The 20,546-nt window shown below is 43.8% G+C and carries 17 protein-coding genes, 2 tRNA genes and 3 rRNA genes; 10 read left to right on the forward strand and 12 right to left on the reverse strand.

Annotated elements, in window-relative coordinates:
- Positions 1–5: 5 nt before the first annotated feature.
- Genes nqrE through LU297_RS07050 form a run of 5 tightly spaced genes read right to left on the reverse strand, consistent with a single transcriptional unit; the run spans position 6 to position 4,643 of the window.
- On the reverse strand, positions 6–611 hold the full coding sequence (nqrE, locus tag LU297_RS07030) for an NADH:ubiquinone reductase (Na(+)-transporting) subunit E (protein ID WP_263075829.1): 606 nt from the start codon (positions 609–611) through the stop codon (positions 6–8).
- Complete coding sequence (locus LU297_RS07035; protein ID WP_263075830.1) at positions 611–1,273, reverse strand: NADH:ubiquinone reductase (Na(+)-transporting) subunit D; 663 nt, start codon at positions 1,271–1,273, stop codon at positions 611–613. The genes nqrE and LU297_RS07035 overlap by 1 nt, the downstream gene beginning before the upstream one ends.
- A gap of 1 nt (position 1,274) precedes the next feature.
- Positions 1,275–2,075, reverse strand: a complete 801-nt coding sequence (locus LU297_RS07040; protein ID WP_263075831.1) for a Na(+)-translocating NADH-quinone reductase subunit C — start codon at positions 2,073–2,075, stop codon at positions 1,275–1,277.
- Positions 2,059–3,288 (reverse strand): NADH:ubiquinone reductase (Na(+)-transporting) subunit B, encoded by a 1,230-nt coding sequence (locus LU297_RS07045; protein ID WP_263075832.1) that lies wholly within the window; start codon positions 3,286–3,288, stop codon positions 2,059–2,061. The genes LU297_RS07040 and LU297_RS07045 overlap by 17 nt, the downstream gene beginning before the upstream one ends.
- 2 nt (positions 3,289–3,290) lie before the next feature.
- On the reverse strand, positions 3,291–4,643 hold the full coding sequence (locus LU297_RS07050) for a Na(+)-translocating NADH-quinone reductase subunit A (protein ID WP_263075833.1): 1,353 nt from the start codon (positions 4,641–4,643) through the stop codon (positions 3,291–3,293).
- A gap of 482 nt (positions 4,644–5,125) precedes the next feature.
- On the opposite strand from LU297_RS07050, the gene LU297_RS07055 reads away from it, so the two are divergent.
- Both LU297_RS07055 and hisA read left to right on the forward strand, forming a co-directional pair.
- Entirely contained in the window at positions 5,126–5,506 is a 381-nt protein-coding gene (locus LU297_RS07055; RefSeq protein WP_263075834.1) for a hypothetical protein, read from the forward strand.
- 45 nt (positions 5,507–5,551) lie between these two features.
- Complete coding sequence (hisA, locus tag LU297_RS07060; RefSeq protein WP_263075835.1) at positions 5,552–6,277, forward strand: 1-(5-phosphoribosyl)-5-[(5-phosphoribosylamino)methylideneamino]imidazole-4-carboxamide isomerase; 726 nt, start codon at positions 5,552–5,554, stop codon at positions 6,275–6,277.
- A gap of 240 nt (positions 6,278–6,517) precedes the next feature.
- Here the strand turns inward: hisA and LU297_RS07065 are convergent, their stop codons facing one another.
- The 6 genes from LU297_RS07065 to thrS all read right to left on the reverse strand — a co-directional run bounded on the left by LU297_RS07065 (position 6,518) and on the right by thrS (position 11,077).
- On the reverse strand, positions 6,518–7,126 hold the full coding sequence (locus LU297_RS07065) for a transferrin-binding protein-like solute binding protein (protein WP_263075836.1): 609 nt from the start codon (positions 7,124–7,126) through the stop codon (positions 6,518–6,520).
- A gap of 30 nt (positions 7,127–7,156) precedes the next feature.
- On the reverse strand, positions 7,157–7,594 hold the full coding sequence (locus LU297_RS07070) for a pilin (RefSeq protein ID WP_263075837.1): 438 nt from the start codon (positions 7,592–7,594) through the stop codon (positions 7,157–7,159).
- A 164-nt stretch (positions 7,595–7,758) separates the two neighbouring features.
- Positions 7,759–8,031 carry an SH3 domain-containing protein gene (locus LU297_RS07075; RefSeq protein WP_263075838.1) on the reverse strand — a complete coding sequence of 91 codons (273 nt, stop codon included), beginning with the start codon at positions 8,029–8,031 and terminating at the stop codon, positions 7,759–7,761.
- Between the two features lie 173 nt (positions 8,032–8,204).
- A complete protein-coding gene (locus tag LU297_RS07080; protein ID WP_263075839.1) occupies positions 8,205–8,477 on the reverse strand; it encodes a hypothetical protein in 273 nt (90 codons plus the stop codon).
- Positions 8,478–8,671: 194 nt separating this feature from the next.
- Positions 8,672–9,001, reverse strand: a complete 330-nt coding sequence (locus LU297_RS07085; protein WP_263075841.1) for an SH3 domain-containing protein — start codon at positions 8,999–9,001, stop codon at positions 8,672–8,674.
- A gap of 147 nt (positions 9,002–9,148) precedes the next feature.
- On the reverse strand, positions 9,149–11,077 hold the full coding sequence (gene thrS / locus LU297_RS07090) for a threonine--tRNA ligase (protein WP_263075843.1): 1,929 nt from the start codon (positions 11,075–11,077) through the stop codon (positions 9,149–9,151).
- 332 nt (positions 11,078–11,409) lie between these two features.
- Between thrS and LU297_RS07095 the strand changes: the two genes are divergently transcribed.
- Positions 11,410–12,447, forward strand: a complete 1,038-nt coding sequence (locus LU297_RS07095) for a threonine aldolase family protein (protein WP_263075844.1) — start codon at positions 11,410–11,412, stop codon at positions 12,445–12,447.
- Here LU297_RS07095 and LU297_RS07100 read toward each other — a convergent pair.
- Complete coding sequence (locus LU297_RS07100; protein WP_263075845.1) at positions 12,444–13,766, reverse strand: ABC transporter ATP-binding protein; 1,323 nt, start codon at positions 13,764–13,766, stop codon at positions 12,444–12,446. The two genes, LU297_RS07095 and LU297_RS07100, sit on opposite strands and share 4 nt — an antisense overlap.
- A gap of 669 nt (positions 13,767–14,435) precedes the next feature.
- Between LU297_RS07100 and LU297_RS07105 the strand changes: the two genes are divergently transcribed.
- The 7 genes from LU297_RS07105 to LU297_RS07135 all read left to right on the forward strand — a co-directional run bounded on the left by LU297_RS07105 (position 14,436) and on the right by LU297_RS07135 (position 20,525).
- A 16S ribosomal RNA gene (locus tag LU297_RS07105) occupies positions 14,436–15,964 on the forward strand.
- 61 nt (positions 15,965–16,025) lie between these two features.
- Positions 16,026–16,102 (forward strand) — tRNA-Ile (locus LU297_RS07110).
- 7 nt (positions 16,103–16,109) lie between these two features.
- Positions 16,110–16,185: transfer RNA gene (locus LU297_RS07115), tRNA-Ala, on the forward strand.
- 272 nt (positions 16,186–16,457) lie between these two features.
- Positions 16,458–19,316: ribosomal RNA gene (locus LU297_RS07120) — 23S ribosomal RNA — on the forward strand.
- A 136-nt stretch (positions 19,317–19,452) separates the two neighbouring features.
- Positions 19,453–19,566: ribosomal RNA gene (rrf, locus tag LU297_RS07125) — 5S ribosomal RNA — on the forward strand.
- The 16S, 23S and 5S rRNA genes sit together here with 2 tRNA genes alongside, the layout of an rRNA operon.
- Positions 19,567–19,686: 120 nt before the next feature.
- A complete protein-coding gene (locus LU297_RS07130) occupies positions 19,687–20,007 on the forward strand; it encodes an FkbM family methyltransferase (protein ID WP_263075846.1) in 321 nt (106 codons plus the stop codon).
- A gap of 62 nt (positions 20,008–20,069) precedes the next feature.
- Positions 20,070–20,525: an FkbM family methyltransferase gene (locus LU297_RS07135; protein WP_263075847.1), complete on the forward strand. Its 456-nt coding sequence runs from the start codon at positions 20,070–20,072 to the stop codon at positions 20,523–20,525.
- The last annotated feature ends 21 nt before the right edge of the window (positions 20,526–20,546 follow it).

Genomic DNA, 20,546 nt, shown 5'->3' on the forward strand with positions numbered 1-20,546 from the left:
ACTCCTTATAATGACATACCGCCAAAGGACATAAAGCCTAACGCCATCAGTCCTGCGGTAATAAAGGTAATGCCAATGCCACGCAAAGGAGCAGGCACATCTGAATATTTGAGTTTTTCACGGATACCAGCCATGGCAGTGATTGCCAATGCCCAACCTAAACCTGAGCTAAAACCATAGACAATAGATTCAGTAAAGTTGTAATCACGCTCTACCATGAACAATACGCCACCCATGATGGCACAGTTTACGGTGATGAGTGGTAGGAAAATACCCAGTGCATTGTACAATGCTGGCATGAACTTATCCATGAACATTTCTAGGACTTGCACCACAGCAGCAATCAAGGCGATGTAGCTTAAAAAGCCCAAAAATGACAAATCTACATTGGCAAATCCTGCCCATGCCAATGCCCCATCTTTAAGTAGGTATTGGTAAAGCAGATTGTTTAGGGGTACGGTGATTGCCATCACGAAGGTTACGGCGATACCTAGACCCAATGCGGTAGAGACCTTTTTGGATACAGCGATAAAGGTACACATGCCAAAGAAGTAGGCAAGTGCCATATTTTGGATAAATACTGAGGTAATAAATAGATTGACAAATTCCATTAGTGACCTCCCATGCCTTTTGATTGTGGTTTTATCACAAATTCAGCTGGCTCTTGTAGATGTTTGTTTTTCATGCGAAGTAGGGCAATGAATAGGGCAATCACAAAGAATGCTGATGGGGGTAGCAGCAATAGACCATTTGGCACATACCAGCCACCATCGGTGACTTTTTGTAGGATTTGAATGTCAAACAAAGAGCCATTGCCAAACAGTTCACGAACGACCGCCACCAAAAATAGCATCAATGAGTAGCCCAAGCCGTTACCAAGACCATCAAGGAAACTTGGCACAGGTGGGTTGCTCATGGCAAATGCTTCGGCACGACCCATCACGATACAGTTGGTGATGATTAGACCGATGAATACCGACAGAGATTTACTCACATCATATACCACCGCTTTTAGCACTTGGTCCACGACAATCACCAGCGAGGCAATGATGACCATTTGTACAATGATACGGATTGATGATGGGATTTTTTCACGAATTAACGAGATGAAAAAGCTAGAAAAAGCAGTTACTAGCGTCAAAGCAATACCCATGACCAAAGCGTTTTTGATGCTGATGGTCACCGCCAATGCTGAACAAATACCCAAGACTTGCACCGCAATCGGGTTATTGCCGATGATGGGCGAGAACAGAATTTTTTTATTGTCCGCCATGTTATTGCTCCTTACCATTTCTTAAATTGTCCAAGAATGGCTTGTAGCCTCGTTCGCCAAGCCAGAACTGAATCATGTTGTTCACACCAGCACTGGTCAAAGTTGCCCCTGTGATGCCATCAACATAGTTTGGATTTGGTTTTGGAGAGCCTGATTTGACCACGCCTGTGATGACTTTATCGCCATCGTAGGCTTGTTTATCGGTCCATAAGGCACGCCATTTTGGCGTTTCGATTAACGCCCCCAAACCTGGGGTTTCTTTGTGCTGATAAAACGAAATACCTTCGATGGTGTTGATGTCATTTTTTAGGGTCAAAAATCCGTAGATTTGTCCCCATAGACCATTACCATTGATGGGTAGAACGATGTTTTTGAGCTTGCCAGCGTCATCATTGATGACATAGACTTTCAAAAACTGTGGCAAAGCACCAATTTGGGCTGGGTCATCTGAACCCAAGTCAATATTGGTTGCTGGGTCTTTACTTGCCTTGGCGACATCATAAGCACCCACATCGCTGATGCCAGCAGCGTTTAGTTCTTCATCGGTGGCGAATGTGCCTGTTTTGGTATTAACCAATTTAATCTCAACCGATTCGAACATTTTTTGGGCATCTGCTGAGGTATTTTTGGCAGGGTCAAATAAATTTGCCGCCATCAGGATATTTTTGTTGCGGTCAAGCAAGATGTTTTCGTCTTGCTTGGGCTTCATGCTGATTGCTGCTGCCGATACCATGACTGAACAGACCAAGCACAACACCAGTGCGGTCATCATGGTGGTTGCATTACTATTTTTGGCTGACATGGCTTAATCTCCGTGCATTTTGACGCTTGATGTTGGCTTGTGTAACAAAATAGTCAAACAATGGGGCGAACAAGTTGGCAAACAAGATGGCAAGCATGATGCCCTCTGGGAATGCAGGGTTTACCACACGAATGACGACCGTCATAAAGCCGATAAGCAGACCATAAGCCCAGCGACCTGCATTGGTGTGAGCGGCGGATACTGGGTCGGTTGCCATGAATACAGCACCAAACATGAAACCACCAATCACCAAATGCCAGTGAGCAGGTAAGCTCATCATTGGGTTTTCGCCACCAATCAGGTTGAAGATGAATGCAGTTGCCACAAGACCGATGACAGAGCCTGCAATCACACGCCAAGAGGCAATACGAGTCCAAAGCAGACCAATCATACCGATTAAGATGGCAAGTGTTGATACTTCGCCAATCGCCCCTTGCATGTTACCCAAGAAAGCATCTGTCCAAGTGATGGTTTGGTTGTAAGCATTGACAAACTGGTCAGGACTCACGCCAACAGCAGCCATACCCAGCGGGGTTGCACCAGAGAAGCCATCAACCGCTGTCCATACCGCATCGCCTGACATATAGGCAGGGTAGGCAAAATATAGGAAAGCACGACCTGCAAGGGCAGGGTTTAGGAAGTTTTTGCCTGTACCGCCAAAGACTTCTTTGGCAACCACGACACCAAAGCTGATGCCAAGTGCCACTTGCCATAGCGGAATATCAGGTGGCAGTGATAGGGCAAACAGTACTGAGGTAACAAAGAAACCCTCATTGACTTCATGTCCACGCACCACCGCAAAGATGATTTCCCACAAAATACCCACCGCAAAAGTAACGGCGTAAATAGGTAAAAATTGCATTGCCCCATAAACTAGGCATGCCCAGATACTATTTGGGTCATAACCTGCCAAACCTGTGATGGCAGTACGCCAACCCTCTGGCGTGATGCCCATGGTTTGAATGGCGGTCAATGCCTGAAAACCGACATTGTACATACCCCAAAACATGACAGGGAAAGTACATAGCCATACGGTAATCATGATGCGTTTTAGGTCGATGCCATCACGCACATGGCTGGCTGAATAAGTTTGAGAAGATGGCTGACGGAAGAAAGTGTCAAACATCTCAAAGACAGCATAGTATTTCTCGTATTTTCCACCTTTGGTAAAAGATGGCTCCATACGGTCAAAGATATTGTGAATGAACTTCATGGTTAGCCTTCCTGCTCAATGCGGGTCAAGTTATCACGCAAGATGTCGCCAAATTCATATTTGCCAGGCGACACAAAGGTACAAAGTGCCAAATCTTCTTCATCAAGCTCCAACGCACCCAGCTCTACTGCGGTGATGATGTCTTCGATGATTAAGGCTCTCAAAAGCTGCGTTGGCAGATAGTCTTGTGGCATGACGGTTTCGTACAGACCAATCGGCACCATCGCACGAGGTGAGCCGTTGGTGCTGGTGGTAAAGTCGTATTTTTTGCCTTTGAAAAATTGCGAAATATAAATTGGCAATTTTGAGAAGCGATTTGCACCTGCGGTCAAAAAGTGCAGGGCTGGACGCTCACGACCTTCTGCCAAAGCAGATACTTGGTTGTGGAATCGACCTAGGAAAGCCACTGTACCAGCTGCCGTACGACCTGACAACACCGAACCTGAAATCACACGATTATCATCGCCTTTAAGTTCGTTTTGGGTAAGCTCTTGCAAATTTGCCCCACGAATGGTGCGAATTAGGCGTGGGTTTTGCACCGCAGGGCCTGCCAAGCTAATCAGACGCTCAGTATGGATTTGACCTGTGGTGAATAGTTTACCGATGGCAATGACATCTTGATAGCCAATCGTCCAAACGGTCGTACCACGAGCCAGTGGGTGCAAAAAGTGAATATGTGTGCCAGCGTTGCCTGCTGGGTGCACACCAGTAAAGCCTTGATAAATTGTTTCATTGCCAGCAGCGGTTTTGTTCACTTTTTCTGGGGCAACATCACCGTGGCAGACGAAAGTTTTTGGCGATAGTGTGGATAACACTGCCAAGCCGTGATTAAAAGAAGCGATTTCTTCAAACAAAACGCTGGCAGGGTCCACTGCCAAAGGATTGGTGTCAGTCACGGTTACAAAGATGGCACTTGGTACGCTATCAATCTCTGGCGTGCGACTAAATGGGCGGGTGCGAAACGCTGTCCACTCCCCTGAATGCACCAATTGTTCCACGACGGTTTGGCGGTCTAGCTCGCTCAAATCTTCTGGACGATAGGCATTAAAGGTAATTTCATCGTTTGCCGATGAATTGACGGCGATGACGATGCTTTCAAACACACGGCGTTCGCCACGATTGATGGCAACGATTTGACCGCTGACAGGTGCGGTATATAGAACACCGGCACGCTTTTTGTCTTCGAACAGTACTTGTCCTTTGCGAACAATGTCACCTTCCTTCACATGCATTGTTGGACGCATACCGACATAATCGTAGCCGATTAGTGCAACCTGAGTTGGGGTGTGCTCGCTAATCTGCTTGGTGGGTTCACCTGAAATCGGTAAGTCCAAGCCTTTTTTGATGGTAATCATAAGCGTAATACTTAAATTAAGACCAAAACACACCAGCACAACAAAGCGAATTGGGGGCTTTGCCAAATGGCTGGCTACCAAATTATCCTAAAACATCCAAGTTAATGGCTCGCTTATTGAGCGAGCAATAAGCTGATTTTTGTCTAAGGATTGCTCGTGTTTTGTTTGGCGAGTTGGCAAGTGTTGCCCATATCACACGCACAAAACAAATTGACACGATAAACCTTTTCATTATACGCCAAAATCAAAGAAAATTATAGGGTTATCTGATGATTAAAGATGAAAAAATACATAATTAACGCATTATTGACGCATTTTTTATCCAGTAAATTGACATGACGACACATATATGTGATTTTCTGATAAGTGTTGGTATGTTTAAGCTGGATAAATTATTTGATTGCTAAGTTGTGTTTTATGATAATTTGTTATAATATCCCTACCATTGGATTTATTTGTCAGCCAGATTTAAGGAATTTATCATGCAAAAAATTTTAGCAGCAGCCAGTTTACCCATTTTATTGATATTGACTGCCTGTACCACAACCACTCCACAGCTGCCTGCCAAGTTGGAAGCTGCCAAAGCGATTGCCAGCACCCAAGAGCAAGCACAAATCGTTGATGATGCCGAAAAAGCAGTCATCTCATCACAAAAAGCCGATGCCAAAGCTGACAAGTCTGCCATCAAAGCTGATAAAGCCCAAGCTCGTGCCGACCGTGCCGCCAAAAAAGCTGAACGACAAGCCAAGCGAGCCGAACGCAAGGCAAAACGAGCCGAAGCCCGTGCCAAAAAAGCTGCTAAGCGTGCAGAAGCTCGTGCCAAGAAAATGCAGCAGGTAGAACAAGTCATTCAAAATCAATGATGTCATCAAGCCATTCATACAATGAAAACAAACAAGGAAAAAACAATGCTAATCATTCCAGCGATTGACCTAAAAGATGGTAAATGCGTCCGACTAAAACAAGGGCGTATGGAAGATGATACGGTGTTTGGCGATGACCCTGTGGCAATGGCAGATAGATGGATTGCACAGGGGGCAAGACGCTTGCATTTGGTGGATTTGAACGGGGCGTTTGATGGCGTGCCCGTTCATAAAGAGGTGGTAACAGCCATTGCCAAAAATCACCCAAATCTACCCATTCAGTTGGGCGGTGGGGTGCGTAGTCTTAGCACGATTGAGCATTATTTATCAGCAGGACTAAGTTATATCATCATTGGTACTAAGGCGGTGGAAGAGCCAGAATTTGTGGAGTTGGCTTGTCGTGAGTTTGCAGGACATATCATTGTGGGCATTGATGCCAAAGATGGTATGGTGGCGACACATGGCTGGGCAACCGTCACCGATGTGAAAGCAACAGAGCTTGCCAAACGATTTGCCGATGCTGGCGTATCAAGCATTGTTTATACTGATATTGCCAAAGATGGCATGATGCAGGGTGTGAATATTGAGCAGACGGTTGAACTTGCCAAATATAGCGGATTGCCTGTCATTGCATCGGGTGGAGTAACCAATCTCGATGATTTGGCAGCATTAAAGCCTTATGATGGGTATCTGCTTGGGGCGATTACAGGGCGTGCTATTTATGAAGGAACGCTGGATTTGGCACAAGCACAGGCATTGCTAGATAGCTAGTATCATCTTAGAAATAAAAAAAAGCACCATCATTGTGGTGTTTTTTTATTCATGAATATCTGGTTGGCATTGGTCTTGGGGTGTTGTGATGATGGTGGGCGATAAAAGCTGGTAGCATATCAAGCAAATCCAAGCTGAGCTGTTTTTTTTAAGGTCTATCTAGGGATAAAAATAGCGGTTTTGATTTGATGTCAAAACCGCTATCTTACTTGATACATCATCTGGACTACTGTCACAAATTTATCGTGCTGCCCCAAATGCACCAGAGATAGATTCGTTGCTATTATAGTAGTAGCCAGCCATTTCAAGACCACCCAAGCCAAAGAGTTTACCTTCCATTTTAACACCATTGTTAGTGCCACTAAATGAATCTTGGTCTAGCCTTGCTTGAAGTGGCAGAATCTCTCCACGAAGACCGATACCACCTGTGATGGTTTTATTGCCAAAATCTACATTAAAGCGAGCATATTCTTGGGTTTGCTTGTTGTTTTGTTGATGAATGGCACGACCTGTATAAACAAATGTACCAAAAGTAGGTAGGTCGCTTGCTTTAATGCCGCTGGTAAATAGATGATTATCGACATAGCCAAATCGGGCATACTTTAAAAATGTACCAACAGCACGGTCATCAGCGATATAAAAATCACGATGGTTTAGATGACTACTTGGTACAAGCTCAATGGTTTTGCCATTGATGTTAAGTTTATTTAAGTCTGATTGCTTGGTCTGATTTAAAAAGAGCGGTGCATGATACGGAACGTGCAGTCCTGCATCCAATCCTGACGAGCTGCACGCTGTCAAACCACCCAAAATACCCATGCTTGCTAAAATAAAAACGGCTTGTCTCATGATAACTTCCTTAAATATAACAGATGTCTATTATTGTGCAGTGGGGGTAGGTGTTGTGTTACAACCTTTGATGCTGTATTTTTCTTCCACATCAGTGGTGCATTGCCAGCCTTTGTCGGCAATCCTTTTCCAGATGACTTGCTTGCCGTGTAGAGCGGTGGCGGCATTGTTTGGGTCAAAAGTTGCTTTAATACTTGGCGAATCCTTATCCAGACTGATTTCAGGATTGCCATCTTTGATAAGCTCGCTGCTGATTTTAGTATCGCTACATTTATCAGTCTCGGTAATTCCCTGAACTTGACACAGCTCGACCGCAGTACGCAGCTGACTGGTTTCCATAATCACACGATTGACTTGGGCTGAGATAGTGCGGTTTTGAAATTGGGGAATGGCAAACATGGCAAGCACGCCAATGATGACAATCACAATCATCAGCTCAATCAAAGTGAAACCTTGCTGGGAACGCATAATAATTCCTTTTATAAGAATGTTGAAACAATATACTTTATTATGGCATAAAGCATTATCATGGGCAAGTTTTTTGTGTAACAATGGCGACACAAAGAATGACATTTTCATCATCAGAAAAAAATCAAGTCAATTTGACTTGATTTTTTATCAAACTCTATCAATTAGTAGCAACTGATGAATTCACGAAATACCCAGCCGATATAGTTGCCGTTTCTGGCATTAAAGACCAATGCCCAAGGGCGACCTTTGCGGTCATAGTCATAGTTGTCAATATAGACCATTGTGCCATTTCTGACTTTGCCGATGATTTTACCGTTTGGTGTGGCTCTGGCGTTTAACGGTGTGCCTGTCGGGTCGGTGACTTTGCAGGTCTCAGCATAAGCAGAAGTGCTGATGGCAAGAGTGGCAAGTAGAGCGATGATGGACTTTTTCATAAATTTTTACCTATCCATAAAAGAAATTAGAGTAATTATTCTATCTGAAAATATTAAAAAAAAAAAAAGTCCTTCTTTGGCTAATTTTAAAAATAAAAAAATCCACCCCGTGTTTTTGGGCGGATTAAGAGATGGGCTGACCTTTGGTCAATCAATCCATTATGAGATTGGTTTTAGCAAGCAAGATATTTATAATATACCCAACCATAATATTTGCCAGTGTATGGGTGGTAGGCTTGTACCCAAGCTTTGCCGTTGCGGTCGGTTTGCCAGCCAGAGATGCTTAAATAAGTACCATTTCTAAAAGTGCCAAGCACTTTGCCATAGGGGGCTGCACGGTATTTTAGTGGCGTGCCTGTCGGGTCGGCAACATAGCAAGCATTGGCTGTACCAACAAGGGTTAATGAAAATAAGCTTGCAATACAAGCAATTTTAAATGTTTTCATTATTTTTCCTTTAATAAATGGGATAAGTCGTATTCTATCGCAAATTATTAAAAAAAAAAAAAAGTCTCTCTTTGGATAATTTAAAAAATAAAAATCTGCCCTAGGTTGTGAAATAAAACCCAACAAATTCAATAGCTTATACTTAAATCGGTGGGCTAAGCCCACCCTACACAACTGAGTGGATTTTTTAGAGTTTAATGGTAGTAATGATAGACGGTGCAGTTTAAGTATTTTAGATAAACCCAGCCTTCAAAATGCTTACTATTTGTGTGAAATGGGTCATCTGGTTTTTCAACATAAGCCCAAGGCTTTCCGTTTTTATCTTTTTGATAATTGTATTTGCTCATGATAAAAAGTCTTGTACCATTTTTTAGTGTGCCAAGTACTTTGCCATAAGGGGCGGAGCGATATTTTAAGGGTGTTCCTGTGGGGTCGGCGACATAGCATTCGGCATGAGGGTCTGATGCGTGAGCCGATACACTAAAAGCTAAAGTGGCAAATGTTGCCAAAGCGATTTTTTTCATACTTGCTTGTCCTAAAATTGAACCAATTAGAATGATTGCTTGTATTCTATCGCAAATTATTAAAAAAAGTCTCTCTTTGGATAATTTAAAAAAATAAAAAAAACGCCAACCGAGTTGATTGGCGTTTTTTTTGATGGAGTTGGCAGATTATTCTGCTTTTTGTTCAACTTGACCTTTTTTGTCGATGGCTTTTTGTAGGATAGCCATAAAGTCATCCAGTGGCATACTGCCTAAGTTTTCGCCCTCACGAGTACGCACATTGACTGTGCCTGTTTCCACTTCTTTATCGCCAAGCACCAGCATGAAAGGAATGCGTTCAAGGGTGCGTTCACGGATTTTAAAGCCGATTTTTTCGTTACGCAAATCGCTGATGACTCTAAATCCTTTGGCTTTTAGGGTGGCGACCACTTCTTCACAAGCATCAGCCTGCTTGTCAGTAATGTTCATCACCACAGCTTGGGTTGGAGCAAGCCAAGCAGGGAATAGACCTGCGTATTGCTCAATCAAGATACCAATGAAGCGTTCAAATGAGCCCAAAATCGCACGGTGCAACATTACAGGGCGTTCTTTGTCGCCATTTTCGTTGATAAAATCAGCGTCTAGGCGTTCTGGCAGGTTAAAATCTAGTTGCAAAGTACCACATTGCCACATACGACCCAAGCAGTCTTTTAGACTAAATTCAATTTTTGGACCATAAAATGCACCTTCGCCTTCTTGCAATTCCCAAGCAAGACCTGCGGTGTCTAAGGCATCAGCCAAAGCTTTTTCGGCATCGTCCCAAAGATGGTCAGCACCGACTCGTTTTTCGGGGCGAGTGGACAGCTTCATCACAATGTCGGTAAAGCCAAAGTCTTTATAAACATCAAGAGTTAGCTTGATGAATGCTTGGGCTTCATCACGGATTTGGGCGTGTGTACAAAAAATGTGTGCATCGTCCTGTACAAAGCCACGCACACGCATGATGCCATGCAACGCACCTGATGGCTCATTGCGATGACATGAACCAAATTCTGCCAAACGAAGAGGCAAATCACGATAGGATTTTAGCCCTTGATTGAATACTTGCACATGGCAAGGGCAGTTCATTGGCTTGATGGCATAGTCACGGTTTTCTGAGCTGGTGGTAAACATATTTTCAGCATAGTTTTCCCAGTGTCCAGATTTTTCCCATAGGCTTCTGTCCACGATTTGTGGCGTTTTGATTTCAAGATAGCCGTTTTCTTGTTGGACTTTTCGCATGTATTGTTCAAGCACTTGATAAATCGTCCAACCATTAGGGTGCCAAAACACCATGCCAGGGGCTTGTTCTTGTAGATGGAATAGGTTTAGAGCCTTACCAATTTTGCGGTGGTCTCGTTTTTCGGCTTCTTCGATGCGTTGGATATAGGCTTTAAGCTCTTTTTTGTCTGCCCATGCTGTGCCATAGATGCGTTGTAGTTGTTCGTTTTTGGCGTCTCCTCGCCAGTAAGCACCGCTCATTTTGGTCAGTTGAAATGCTTTTAGGAAACGAGTGTTTGGCACATGCGGACCACGACACATATCGATGTATTCTTGATGATAGTACAGACCCATGTGTGTCTCATCAGGCATATCATCAATCAAACGCAGCTTATAATCTTCGCCACGAGCTTTAAAAGTAGCAATCACCTCATCTCTTGGAGTCATTTTTTTGATGACATCATAGTCTTGGTCGATGAGCTGTTTCATACGCTCTTCGATGGCTTTCATGTCCTCTGGTGTAAATGGGCGAGGGCTGTAAATGTCATAATAAAAGCCATCTTCGATGACAGGACCGATGACCATTTTTACTTCTGGGTACAGTTGTTTGACCGCATGACCTAGAAGATGAGCACAGGAATGGCGAATGATTTCGACACCTTCTTTGTCTTTGGCGGTGATGATAGAGACGGTGGCGTCTGTGGTGATGGGGTCGCAAGCGTCCACAAGTTTGCCATTGACACGCCCTGCGATGGTGGCTTTTGCTAAGCCTGCACCGATGTTTTGGGCGATTTCCATCACGGTGGTTGTTTTGTCAAATTCTCTGATGCTACCATCAGGTAGAGTGATTGCGACCATAATATTGCCTTAATTTAAAATAAAAAAATCAGATTAGCTAAAAACTTCAAATTATAACAAAATTTTCTTGCAATAACATCATAAATCGCACATTCAACCGCCTTTAAATGCGTGATTTGTGCAATCTTTGCCAAAATTTGATAAAAGCTGACATCATTTGTCTTTGATGGGCTTGATAAAATAATCATAATAATCACAATCATCATCAATTCCATAGACAAAAACCGTGAAACAACATACAATACTAAATCATTGCAATCTTTGTCTTGCGTCAAAAGCGTGCGCATTGATGTGACTGCTAATTCATACGGTTTTAATTAAAAAGGTGGTTTATGCAAACAAATCTAACAAAAAAGCATTTTGCTTCTGATAATTATTCAGGGGTTCACCCAGAGATTATGCAAGCATTGATGAATGCCAATGTTGGGCATACTGCCGCCTACGGCTATGATGAATACACAGCAAGGCTTGATGTGTTAATCAGTGAGCATTTTGGCAAGCAAGCGGTTGGCTATCCTGTGTTTAATGGCACAGGGGCGAATGTTTTGGGCTTACAAAGTTTGATGCCCAGATTTGGTTCGGTCATTTGTGCCGAATCTGCACATATTAACCAAGACGAAAGCAATGCACCGCAAGCGGTTGGTGGGTTTAAGCTATGGACGATACCCACGCCAGATGGCAAACTGACCCCAGAGCTGATTCAGACCCAAGCACATGGTTTTGGTAGCGAACACCGTCCCCAGCCAGCCGTTGTCTATATCAGTCAGACCACAGAATGTGGCACTTGCTACACCATTGATGAGATTGCCAAGATTGCAGATACGGCTCACTACTATGGTATGAAATTATTTGTTGATGGTGCCAGATTGTCTAATGCCGTGAGTTTTTTGCAAACCAATTTTAAAGAAATGATTACTAAGGCAGGCGTGGATATGGTATCGCTTGGCGGTACAAAAAATGGTCTGATGTTTGGCGAATGTTTGATTGATGTAAAAGGCGTGTTGGGCGACCAGATGAAGTTTTTGCGTAAGATGAATATGCAAACAGCGTCAAAAATGCGTTTCATCTCTGCACAGCTGGTGTGTATGCTTGAAAAAGATTTGTATCGCACGCTGAGTACACACGCCAATCAGATGGCACAGTTGTTGGCAGATGAATTAAATGTCATTGGTGTACCTATATTATATAAAGTAGAATCCAATGCGGTTTTTGTGCACCTGCCTAAAAATACAGCAGACCAAGTTCGCCAACATTATGCTTTTTATGATTGGCAAGAGGGCGTGTGTCGCTTGATGTGTAGTTTTGACACCACACCTGATGATGTGATGGATTTGGCTAGGTTGATTAAACAAGCCATAAGTTCAAACTAGTGACGAACTTCGACCACAAGCTTTGTTTGACTGATTTTATCCAATTTGGAATGAATCATCTTTGTGTTCACGCTGTCCAAATTAGCGTCCCATTCATCAAGAAGTAATATGGGTGTGTCATCACTTGTTAGCTCATCAATTTCACGGATAGTCCGCTGTCCTGTTGAACCATCAAGGTTGTCAAAAATCAACTCATGCTTGGCGGGTAAATAATAAGCACGCTTGTCAAGCCTTTCCTTTAAAGCTAAAAGCACGCAGGATTTGCCCACGCCGTTATCGCCAACTAGGGTAATGCGTCCTGTGCTGGGCGGATTTTTTATAAAGTCGTCAAAATCAAAGACTTGATTGGTCTGTTTAATAAAAATCTTGTCTTTTTTGATGTATTTATCAAGTGTGGCGTTGGGTGTGTCAAACAGTTCAATCAACCCATCAAGTCGAGCCATAAGCGTGCTGATTTCTGCCCGATAGCTGATAAGCTCATGGCTCATTTGTAGCATTTGAATTTGGCGTGGCAGGGTCGCAACAAGCATGGCAAGCATCGCCACATCTGCCTGATTTTGCCAAAATAACACGCCACTTGCTGTCAGTACACACCCAAGTAAAATAAGCATGCCTACATTACTACTAAAATGCCGCATGGATTTGGCGTGTATGCTGTCGGTTTTGGCTTGATTAAGTTTATTTATTAAAGTTTGGTTATGGCGTAAGTAATTGTATTTATTAAAAATAATCACATTGTCCCACACCTTTGACAGTCCTGACATCAGCACAAGCCGAGATGCCTGAGCGGTTTTGGCAAGATTGCTAAGTTTATTTCTAAACAAATGCACAGCACTTATGGCAAATATCATACCTACGCCATAACCTACCAAAATCCATCCATCTAACATCCAAGCAATCACAATAAGATTAAACCCAACATTAAGCAGCAGTGTTACCATATCAAAAACACCAAGCAAGCTATCATCAATGGTATGTTTGCTTTCTTGGGCAAGCATGGCAGTTGCGGTTTGTTTTAATTCGTGGTTATTATAATGACAAGATTTCCCCAAAAAATGCTTGTCAAATAAGGTATTATACCAAGTCAATGAATCAAACTTGGCTTTTTCTAAGAATATACTGGCAAAATAAAGTGGTATTAAGACAAGTGTTAAAGATGCGACAAAGCCAACAAGATGAGGTATGGATAAAGTGCCATCTGTGACACTTTTGGCGAGAGTGGCAATAAAATAGGTTGATGATGCAACAATAAGCTGTGCTGTGCCGACAAAAAGAAGACTTGCTATGAAACTGGGGGTAAATAATAGGTTGCATCTCATACAAAACTTTCCAAAAACTATTTTGGATAAGTCCAAATATGTGAGCAAAAATAAGATGTGATTTGCATTGGCAAGTCCTTTTGGTATGAATATAATGCTAGGATAGCAAAATATGGGGTGGCTTACAAGTAAAATATCAAAATAAAAACCCAAACAAAATCAACAACCTACAAACTTTCTCCCATTTCCCCAAAAAAACCACTTTACAAGTGAAATATTACCCCCTATAATACGCACCACTCAAGCAGAGCAGCAAACAAAAAACTGCTTTTAAATCAATAACTTAGCTATTTACTTAACAGTAAATAACCAAATATTGTTTGCTTGCAAACTTCAAAAGTTTTAAAATAAAAAATTTTTGAAAATTTTGCAAAAAATGCTTGACAAAAGATTTAAAGCCTATATAATAGGCGACCTAAGTTAAACGCTAGACGATAGCTTAACTTCAAACTATTTAAAATCAAATCTAAAGAACAACTTGTGTGGATTTTTACGAATACAAGATAATCGATAATATATATTATCATTTATTAAGTACAGTAAAAATACTCAAAGTTAATTCATTTACACGATGAGCAAATTTTGCTAGTAATAATAAATGAGCCAAATAAAAAGTCCTAACTTTTTATTTTACTTTTTAAGTAAATATCAAGTAGGCAAAACAAGATTAAACTGAAGAGTTTGATCATGGCTCAGATTGAACGCTGGCGGCAGGCTTAACACATGCAAGTCGAACGAGGTTAGGGAGCTTGCTCCTGATACCTAGTGGCGAACGGGTGAGTAATGCTTAGGAATCTGCCTAGTAGTGGGGGATAACTATCCGAAAGGATAGCTAATACCGCATACGACCTACGGGTGAAAGGGGGCGTAAGCTCTCGCTATTAGATGAGCCTAAGTCGGATTAGCTAGTTGGTGGGGTAAAGGCCTACCAAGGCGACGATCTGTAGCTGGTCTGAGAGGATGATCAGCCACACTGGGACTGAGACACGGCCCAGACTCCTACGGGAGGCAGCAGTGGGGAATATTGGACAATGGGCGAAAGCCTGATCCAGCCATGCCGCGTGTGTGAAGAAGGCCTTTTGGTTGTAAAGCACTTTAAGTGGGGAGGAAAAGCTAGTGGTTAATACCCATTAGCCCTGACGTTACCCACAGAATAAGCACCGGCTAACTCTGTGCCAGCAGCCGCGGTAATACAGAGGGTGCAAGCGTTAATCGGAATTACTGGGCGTAAAGCGCGCGTAGGTGGTTATTTAAGTCAGATGTGAAAGCCCCGGGCTTAACCTGGGAACTGCATCTGATACTGGATAACTAGAGTAGGTGAGAGGGAAGTAGAATTCCAGGTGTAGCGGTGAAATGCGTAGAGATCTGGAGGAATACCGATGGCGAAGGCAGCTTCCTGGCATCATACTGACACTGAGGTGCGAAAGCGTGGGTAGCAAACAGGATTAGATACCCTGGTAGTCCACGCCGTAAACGATGTCTACCAGTCGTTGGGTCTCTTGAAGACTTAGTGACGCAGTTAACGCAATAAGTAGACCGCCTGGGGAGTACGGCCGCAAGGTTAAAACTCAAATGAATTGACGGGGGCCCGCACAAGCGGTGGAGCATGTGGTTTAATTCGATGCAACGCGAAGAACCTTACCTGGTCTTGACATATCTAGAATCTTGCAGAGATGCGAGAGTGCCTTCGGGAATTAGAATACAGGTGCTGCATGGCTGTCGTCAGCTCGTGTCGTGAGATGTTGGGTTAAGTCCCGCAACGAGCGCAACCCTTTTCCTTAGTTACCAGCACCTCGGGTGGGAACTCTAAGGATACTGCCAGTGACAAACTGGAGGAAGGCGGGGACGACGTCAAGTCATCATGGCCCTTACGACCAGGGCTACACACGTGCTACAATGGTTGGTACAAAGGGTTGCTACACAGCGATGTGATGCTAATCTCAAAAAGCCAATCGTAGTCCGGATTGGAGTCTGCAACTCGACTCCATGAAGTCGGAATCGCTAGTAATCGCAGATCAGAATGCTGCGGTGAATACGTTCCCGGGCCTTGTACACACCGCCCGTCACACCATGGGAGTTGATCTCACCAGAAGTGGTTAGCCTAACGCAAGAGGGCGATCACCACGGTGGGGTCGATGACTGGGGTGAAGTCGTAACAAGGTAGCCGTAGGGGAACCTGCGGCTGGATCACCTCCTTAACGAGATTATCTGATTGGTAAGAATCCACAACAAGTTGTTCTTTAGTAAGATGTTTAAAACGGGTCTATAGCTCAGTTGGTTAGAGCACCGTGTTGATAACGCGGGGGTCATAAGTTCAAGTCTTATTAGACCCACCATTTAAATGGGGTTATAGCTCAGTTGGTAGAGCGCCTGCCTTGCACGCAGGAGGTCAGGAGTTCGACTCTCCTTAACTCCACCATATTAAAACATAAAAAAGCAATCTTGATAAGATTTCTTCTTTATGCTTTAATATAAAGCATAAAAACATCTTATAAGCTGACGAAGTTTATGAACATTATTTAACAACATGATTATGAGTCTGGGTAATTTATTTAATTCCAACAAATAAATTACCATAGTAAGTACACCCCAAAATGTACTTACTTAAAGTAAAGAGAACTGAATCAAGCGTAAACATAGGTAAATCGTTACACATTACCCTTATAACACCAAGACTACTTGGGGTTGTATGGTCAAGTAATGAAGTGCACATGGTGGATGCCTTGGCAGTCAGAGGCGATGAAAGACGTGATAGCCTGCGATAAGCGTCGGTGAGGTGGCAATATCCTGTGACCCGGCGATTTCTGAATGGGGAAACCCAACCAACCTAAGTTGGTTATCTTATCCTTTGGATAAGAGGCAAACCGGGAGAAGTGAAACATCTCAGTACCCCGAGGAAAAGACATCAATAGAGATTCCCCAAGTAGCGGCGAGCGAACGGGGAGGAGCCGATCAAACTTGTAGTAGCAAAATGGCGTGGGAAAGCCAACCATAGTAGGTGATAGTCCTGTATGCGAAACTGCAAATGCGACATATTAAGTAGGGCGGGACACGAGAAATCCTGTCTGAAGATGGGGGGACCATCCTCCAAGGCTAAATACTCCTGACTGACCGATAGTGAACCAGTACCGTGAGGGAAAGGCGAAAAGAACCCCTGTTAGGGGAGTGAAATAGAACCTGAAACCGTGTGCATACAAGCAGTCGGAGCGGACTTGTTCCGTGACGGCGTACCTTTTGTATAATGGGTCAGCGACTTATATTCTGTAGCAAGCTTAACCGTGTAGGGGAGGCGTAGGGAAACCGAGTCTTAATAGGGCGACATAGTTGCAGGGTATAGACCCGAAACCGAGTGATCTATCCATGAGCAGGTTGAAAGTGCCGTAACAGGCACCGGAGGACCGAACCCACTCCCGTTGAAAAGGTAGGGGATGACTTGTGGATAGGGGTGAAAGGCTAATCAAACTCGGTGATAGCTGGTTCTCCCCGAAAGCTATTTAGGTAGCGCCTCGGACGAATACCTTGGGGGGTAGAGCACTGTTTCGGCTAGGGGGTCATCCCGACTTACCAAACCGATGCAAACTCCGAATACCCAAGAGTACTATCCGGGAGACAGACGGCGGGTGCTAACGTCCGTCGTCAAGAGGGAAACAACCCAGACCGCCAGCTAAGGCCCCAAATTCCTAGTTAAGTGGGAAACGATGTGGGAAGGCACAGACAGCTAGGAGGTTGGCTTAGAAGCAGCCACCCTTTAAAGAAAGCGTAATAGCTCACTAGTCGAGTCGGCCTGCGCGGAAGATGTAACGGGGCTCAAACTAGGAGCCGAAGCTGCGGATTTAATTGTTTCAATTAAGTGGTAGGGGAGCGTTGTGTAAGCCTGTGAAGGTGCATCGTAAGGTGTGCTGGAGGTATCACAAGAGCGAATGCTGACGTGAGTAACGACAAAACGGGTGAAAAGCCCGTTCGCCGGAAGACCAAGGGTTCCAGTCCAACGTTAATCGGGGCTGGGTGAGTCGACCCCTAAGGCGAGGCCGAAAGGCGTAGTCGATGGGAAATCGGTTAATATTCCGATACTTGTTTATGATGCGATGGAGGGACGGAGAAGGTTATGTCAGCCTGGCGTTGGTTGTCCAGGTGGAAGGATGTAGGTAGGCTTAGTAGGCAAATCCGCTAGGCTATTACTGAGATCTGATAGCAAGCTAGGTTTACTAGCGAAGTGGCAAATACCATGCTTCCAGGAAAAGCTTCTAAGCGATAGTCATAAAGAAATCGTACCCGAAACCGACACAGGTGGTCAGGTAGAGAATACCAAGGCGCTTGAGAGAACTCTGCTGAAGGAACTAGGCAAAATGGTACCGTAACTTCGGGAGAAGGTACGCTGCCGATGGTGATAAGACTTGCTCTTTGAGCTGTTGGCAGTCGCAGATACCAGGCTGCTGCAACTGTTTATTAAAAACACAGCACTCTGCAAACACGAAAGTGGACGTATAGGGTGTGATGCCTGCCCGGTGCTGGAAGGTTAATTGATGGGGTTAGCGTAAGCGAAGCTCTTGATCGAAGCCCCAGTAAACGGCGGCCGTAACTATAACGGTCCTAAGGTAGCGAAATTCCTTGTCGGGTAAGTTCCGACCTGCACGAATGGCATAATGATGGCAGCGCTGTCTCCAGCAGAGACTCAGTGAAATCGAAATCGCAGTGAAGATGCTGTGTACCCGCGGCTAGACGGAAAGACCCCGTGAACCTTTACTACAGCTTTACATTGAACTTTGACCTAACTTGTGTAGGATAGGTGGGAGGCTTTGAAGTAGGGACGCCAGTTCCTATGGAGCCATCCTTGAAATACCACCCTGGTTATGTTGGGGTTCTAACTTAGATATAACAGTATCAAGGACAATGTATGGTGGGTAGTTTGACTGGGGCGGTCTCCTCCTAAAGAGTAACGGAGGAGTACGAAGGTGCGCTCAGGACGGTCGGAAATCGTCCAAAGAGTATAAAGGCAAAAGCGCGCTTAACTGCGAGACCCACAAGTCGAGCAGGTACGAAAGTAGGTCTTAGTGATCCGGTGGTTCTGTATGGAAGGGCCATCGCTCAACGGATAAAAGGTACTCTGGGGATAACAGGCTGATACCGCCCAAGAGTTCATATCGACGGCGGTGTTTGGCACCTCGATGTCGGCTCATCTCATCCTGGGGCTGAAGCAGGTCCCAAGGGTATGGCTGTTCGCCATTTAAAGAGGTACGCGAGCTGGGTTTAGAACGTCGTGAGACAGTTCGGTCCCTATCTACCGTGGGCGTTGGAAATTTGAGAGGATCTGCTCCTAGTACGAGAGGACCAGAGTGGACGAACCTCTGGTGTTCCGGTTGTGACGCCAGTCGCATTGCCGGGTAGCTATGTTCGGATGGGATAACCGCTGAAAGCATCTAAGCGGGAAGCCCACCTCAAGATTAGATTTCCCTAAAGAGCCGTTGTAGACTACGACGTTGATAGGTTGGGTGTGGAAGCATGGTGACATGTGTAGCTAACCAATACTAATTGCTCGTTTGGCTTGACCATACAACACCCAAGTGGTTTAAATCACTGACAGTGTTGTATGATAAAGTGTAATGATTACCTTAATCTTGATTTAGTCAATGCTTTAAATTGAAAAATAAAATAACAGACTCATAAGCAGCGTTGTTAATCCTTTTACGCTGACGACAATAGCAAGATGGAACCACCTGATCCCTTCCCGAACTCAGAAGTGAAACGTCTTAGCGCCGATGGTAGTGTGGTTCGCCCATGTGAGAGTAGGTCATCGTCAGCACCTTATTAATAAAACCCCCTCTGTCGGATGATGGAGGGGGTTTTGGTTTGGGATAAATTAAGGTCGTACAAATGAATAAATTAAGGTATAATGAAGATATATTTAGATTTGGGAGGGATTATGAAGACAAAATTACTTAGATTAAAGTATGGAAATTTTTATCTGATAGAAGGGGATTTTATCAGCCATTATGCAGCCAGCTATGGAGAGTGGTCCGAAGTTGAAGTTATGTTCTTTCGCCATGTATTACAAAATACTGACAATGTCATTGAGGTTGGTTCTAATATTGGATTGCATTCTGTACCTATTGCACAAAAGATTAACCGTGGCAAATTATTCTGTTTTGAGCCGCAAAGGTTGATTTTTCAGACGCTGATTGCTAATATCGTTACAAATGGACTAAACAATGTTTTTGCTTACCACGCTGGTGTGGGGGGGTAAATGAGATAAGGCAAATTGATGCATCTGATTATGATACTCCTTGGAATTATGGTAGTTTTTCTTTGGAGGCAGGCTTTGATGGCGAGGGTCAATTTGAGGGAAATAAATACAAAGAATGGGTTCAGATTGTTTCTCTTGATACGCAGCCAGCACTTGCTGAGCTTGATGGTTTGCGATTATTAAAGATTGATGCTGAGGGTTTTGAAATCAATGTCCTAAATGGTGCAAAAAATCTTATCAAAAAGCATCGCCCAATCATTTTTGTGGAGGCTTTGCCGCATTTAAAAGATGATTTGATTGTGTATCTTAATCAAATTGGGTATCGTTGTTTTTGGTTTGTCTCGGATCGTTATCAGGAAAATAATTTTTTCAACAGACCAAGAGGTAGTGATGGTCTGGACTTTAATTTGGTTTGCTACCATCAAGATGATGCACCGCATTTTAATGATAAATGGTTGGCGAAACCTTATATTGATCAGGATTTAGAAAGCCTGCAAATACACTATGTGCAGGATTAGGTCTTTTAACAACGATTGAGT

The sequence above is a fragment of the Moraxella nasicaprae genome (assembly GCF_025643275.1).
GTDB lineage: Bacteria > Pseudomonadota > Gammaproteobacteria > Pseudomonadales > Moraxellaceae > Moraxella > Moraxella nasicaprae.

Excerpts from the sequence above, each read along its gene's own strand:
- nqrE (WP_263075829.1), bottom strand. The coding sequence starts at position 611 with ATGGAATTTGTCAATCTATTTATTACCTCAGTATTTATCCAAAATATG.
- LU297_RS07035 (WP_263075830.1), bottom strand. The coding sequence starts at position 1,273 with ATGGCGGACAATAAAAAAATTCTGTTCTCGCCCATCATCGGCAATAAC.
- LU297_RS07040 (WP_263075831.1), bottom strand. The coding sequence starts at position 2,075 with ATGTCAGCCAAAAATAGTAATGCAACCACCATGATGACCGCACTGGTG.
- LU297_RS07045 (WP_263075832.1), bottom strand. The coding sequence starts at position 3,288 with ATGAAGTTCATTCACAATATCTTTGACCGTATGGAGCCATCTTTTACC.
- LU297_RS07050 (WP_263075833.1), bottom strand. The coding sequence starts at position 4,643 with ATGATTACCATCAAAAAAGGCTTGGACTTACCGATTTCAGGTGAACCC.
- LU297_RS07055 (WP_263075834.1), top strand. The coding sequence starts at position 5,126 with ATGCAAAAAATTTTAGCAGCAGCCAGTTTACCCATTTTATTGATATTG.
- hisA (WP_263075835.1), top strand. The coding sequence starts at position 5,552 with ATGCTAATCATTCCAGCGATTGACCTAAAAGATGGTAAATGCGTCCGA.
- LU297_RS07065 (WP_263075836.1), bottom strand. The coding sequence starts at position 7,126 with ATGAGACAAGCCGTTTTTATTTTAGCAAGCATGGGTATTTTGGGTGGT.
- LU297_RS07070 (WP_263075837.1), bottom strand. The coding sequence starts at position 7,594 with ATGCGTTCCCAGCAAGGTTTCACTTTGATTGAGCTGATGATTGTGATT.
- LU297_RS07075 (WP_263075838.1), bottom strand. The coding sequence starts at position 8,031 with ATGAAAAAGTCCATCATCGCTCTACTTGCCACTCTTGCCATCAGCACT.
- LU297_RS07080 (WP_263075839.1), bottom strand. The coding sequence starts at position 8,477 with ATGAAAACATTTAAAATTGCTTGTATTGCAAGCTTATTTTCATTAACC.
- LU297_RS07085 (WP_263075841.1), bottom strand. The coding sequence starts at position 9,001 with ATGAAAAAAATCGCTTTGGCAACATTTGCCACTTTAGCTTTTAGTGTA.
- thrS (WP_263075843.1), bottom strand. The coding sequence starts at position 11,077 with ATGGTCGCAATCACTCTACCTGATGGTAGCATCAGAGAATTTGACAAA.
- LU297_RS07095 (WP_263075844.1), top strand. The coding sequence starts at position 11,410 with ATGCAAACAAATCTAACAAAAAAGCATTTTGCTTCTGATAATTATTCA.
- LU297_RS07100 (WP_263075845.1), bottom strand. The coding sequence starts at position 13,766 with ATGAGATGCAACCTATTATTTACCCCCAGTTTCATAGCAAGTCTTCTT.
- LU297_RS07130 (WP_263075846.1), top strand. The coding sequence starts at position 19,687 with ATGAAGACAAAATTACTTAGATTAAAGTATGGAAATTTTTATCTGATA.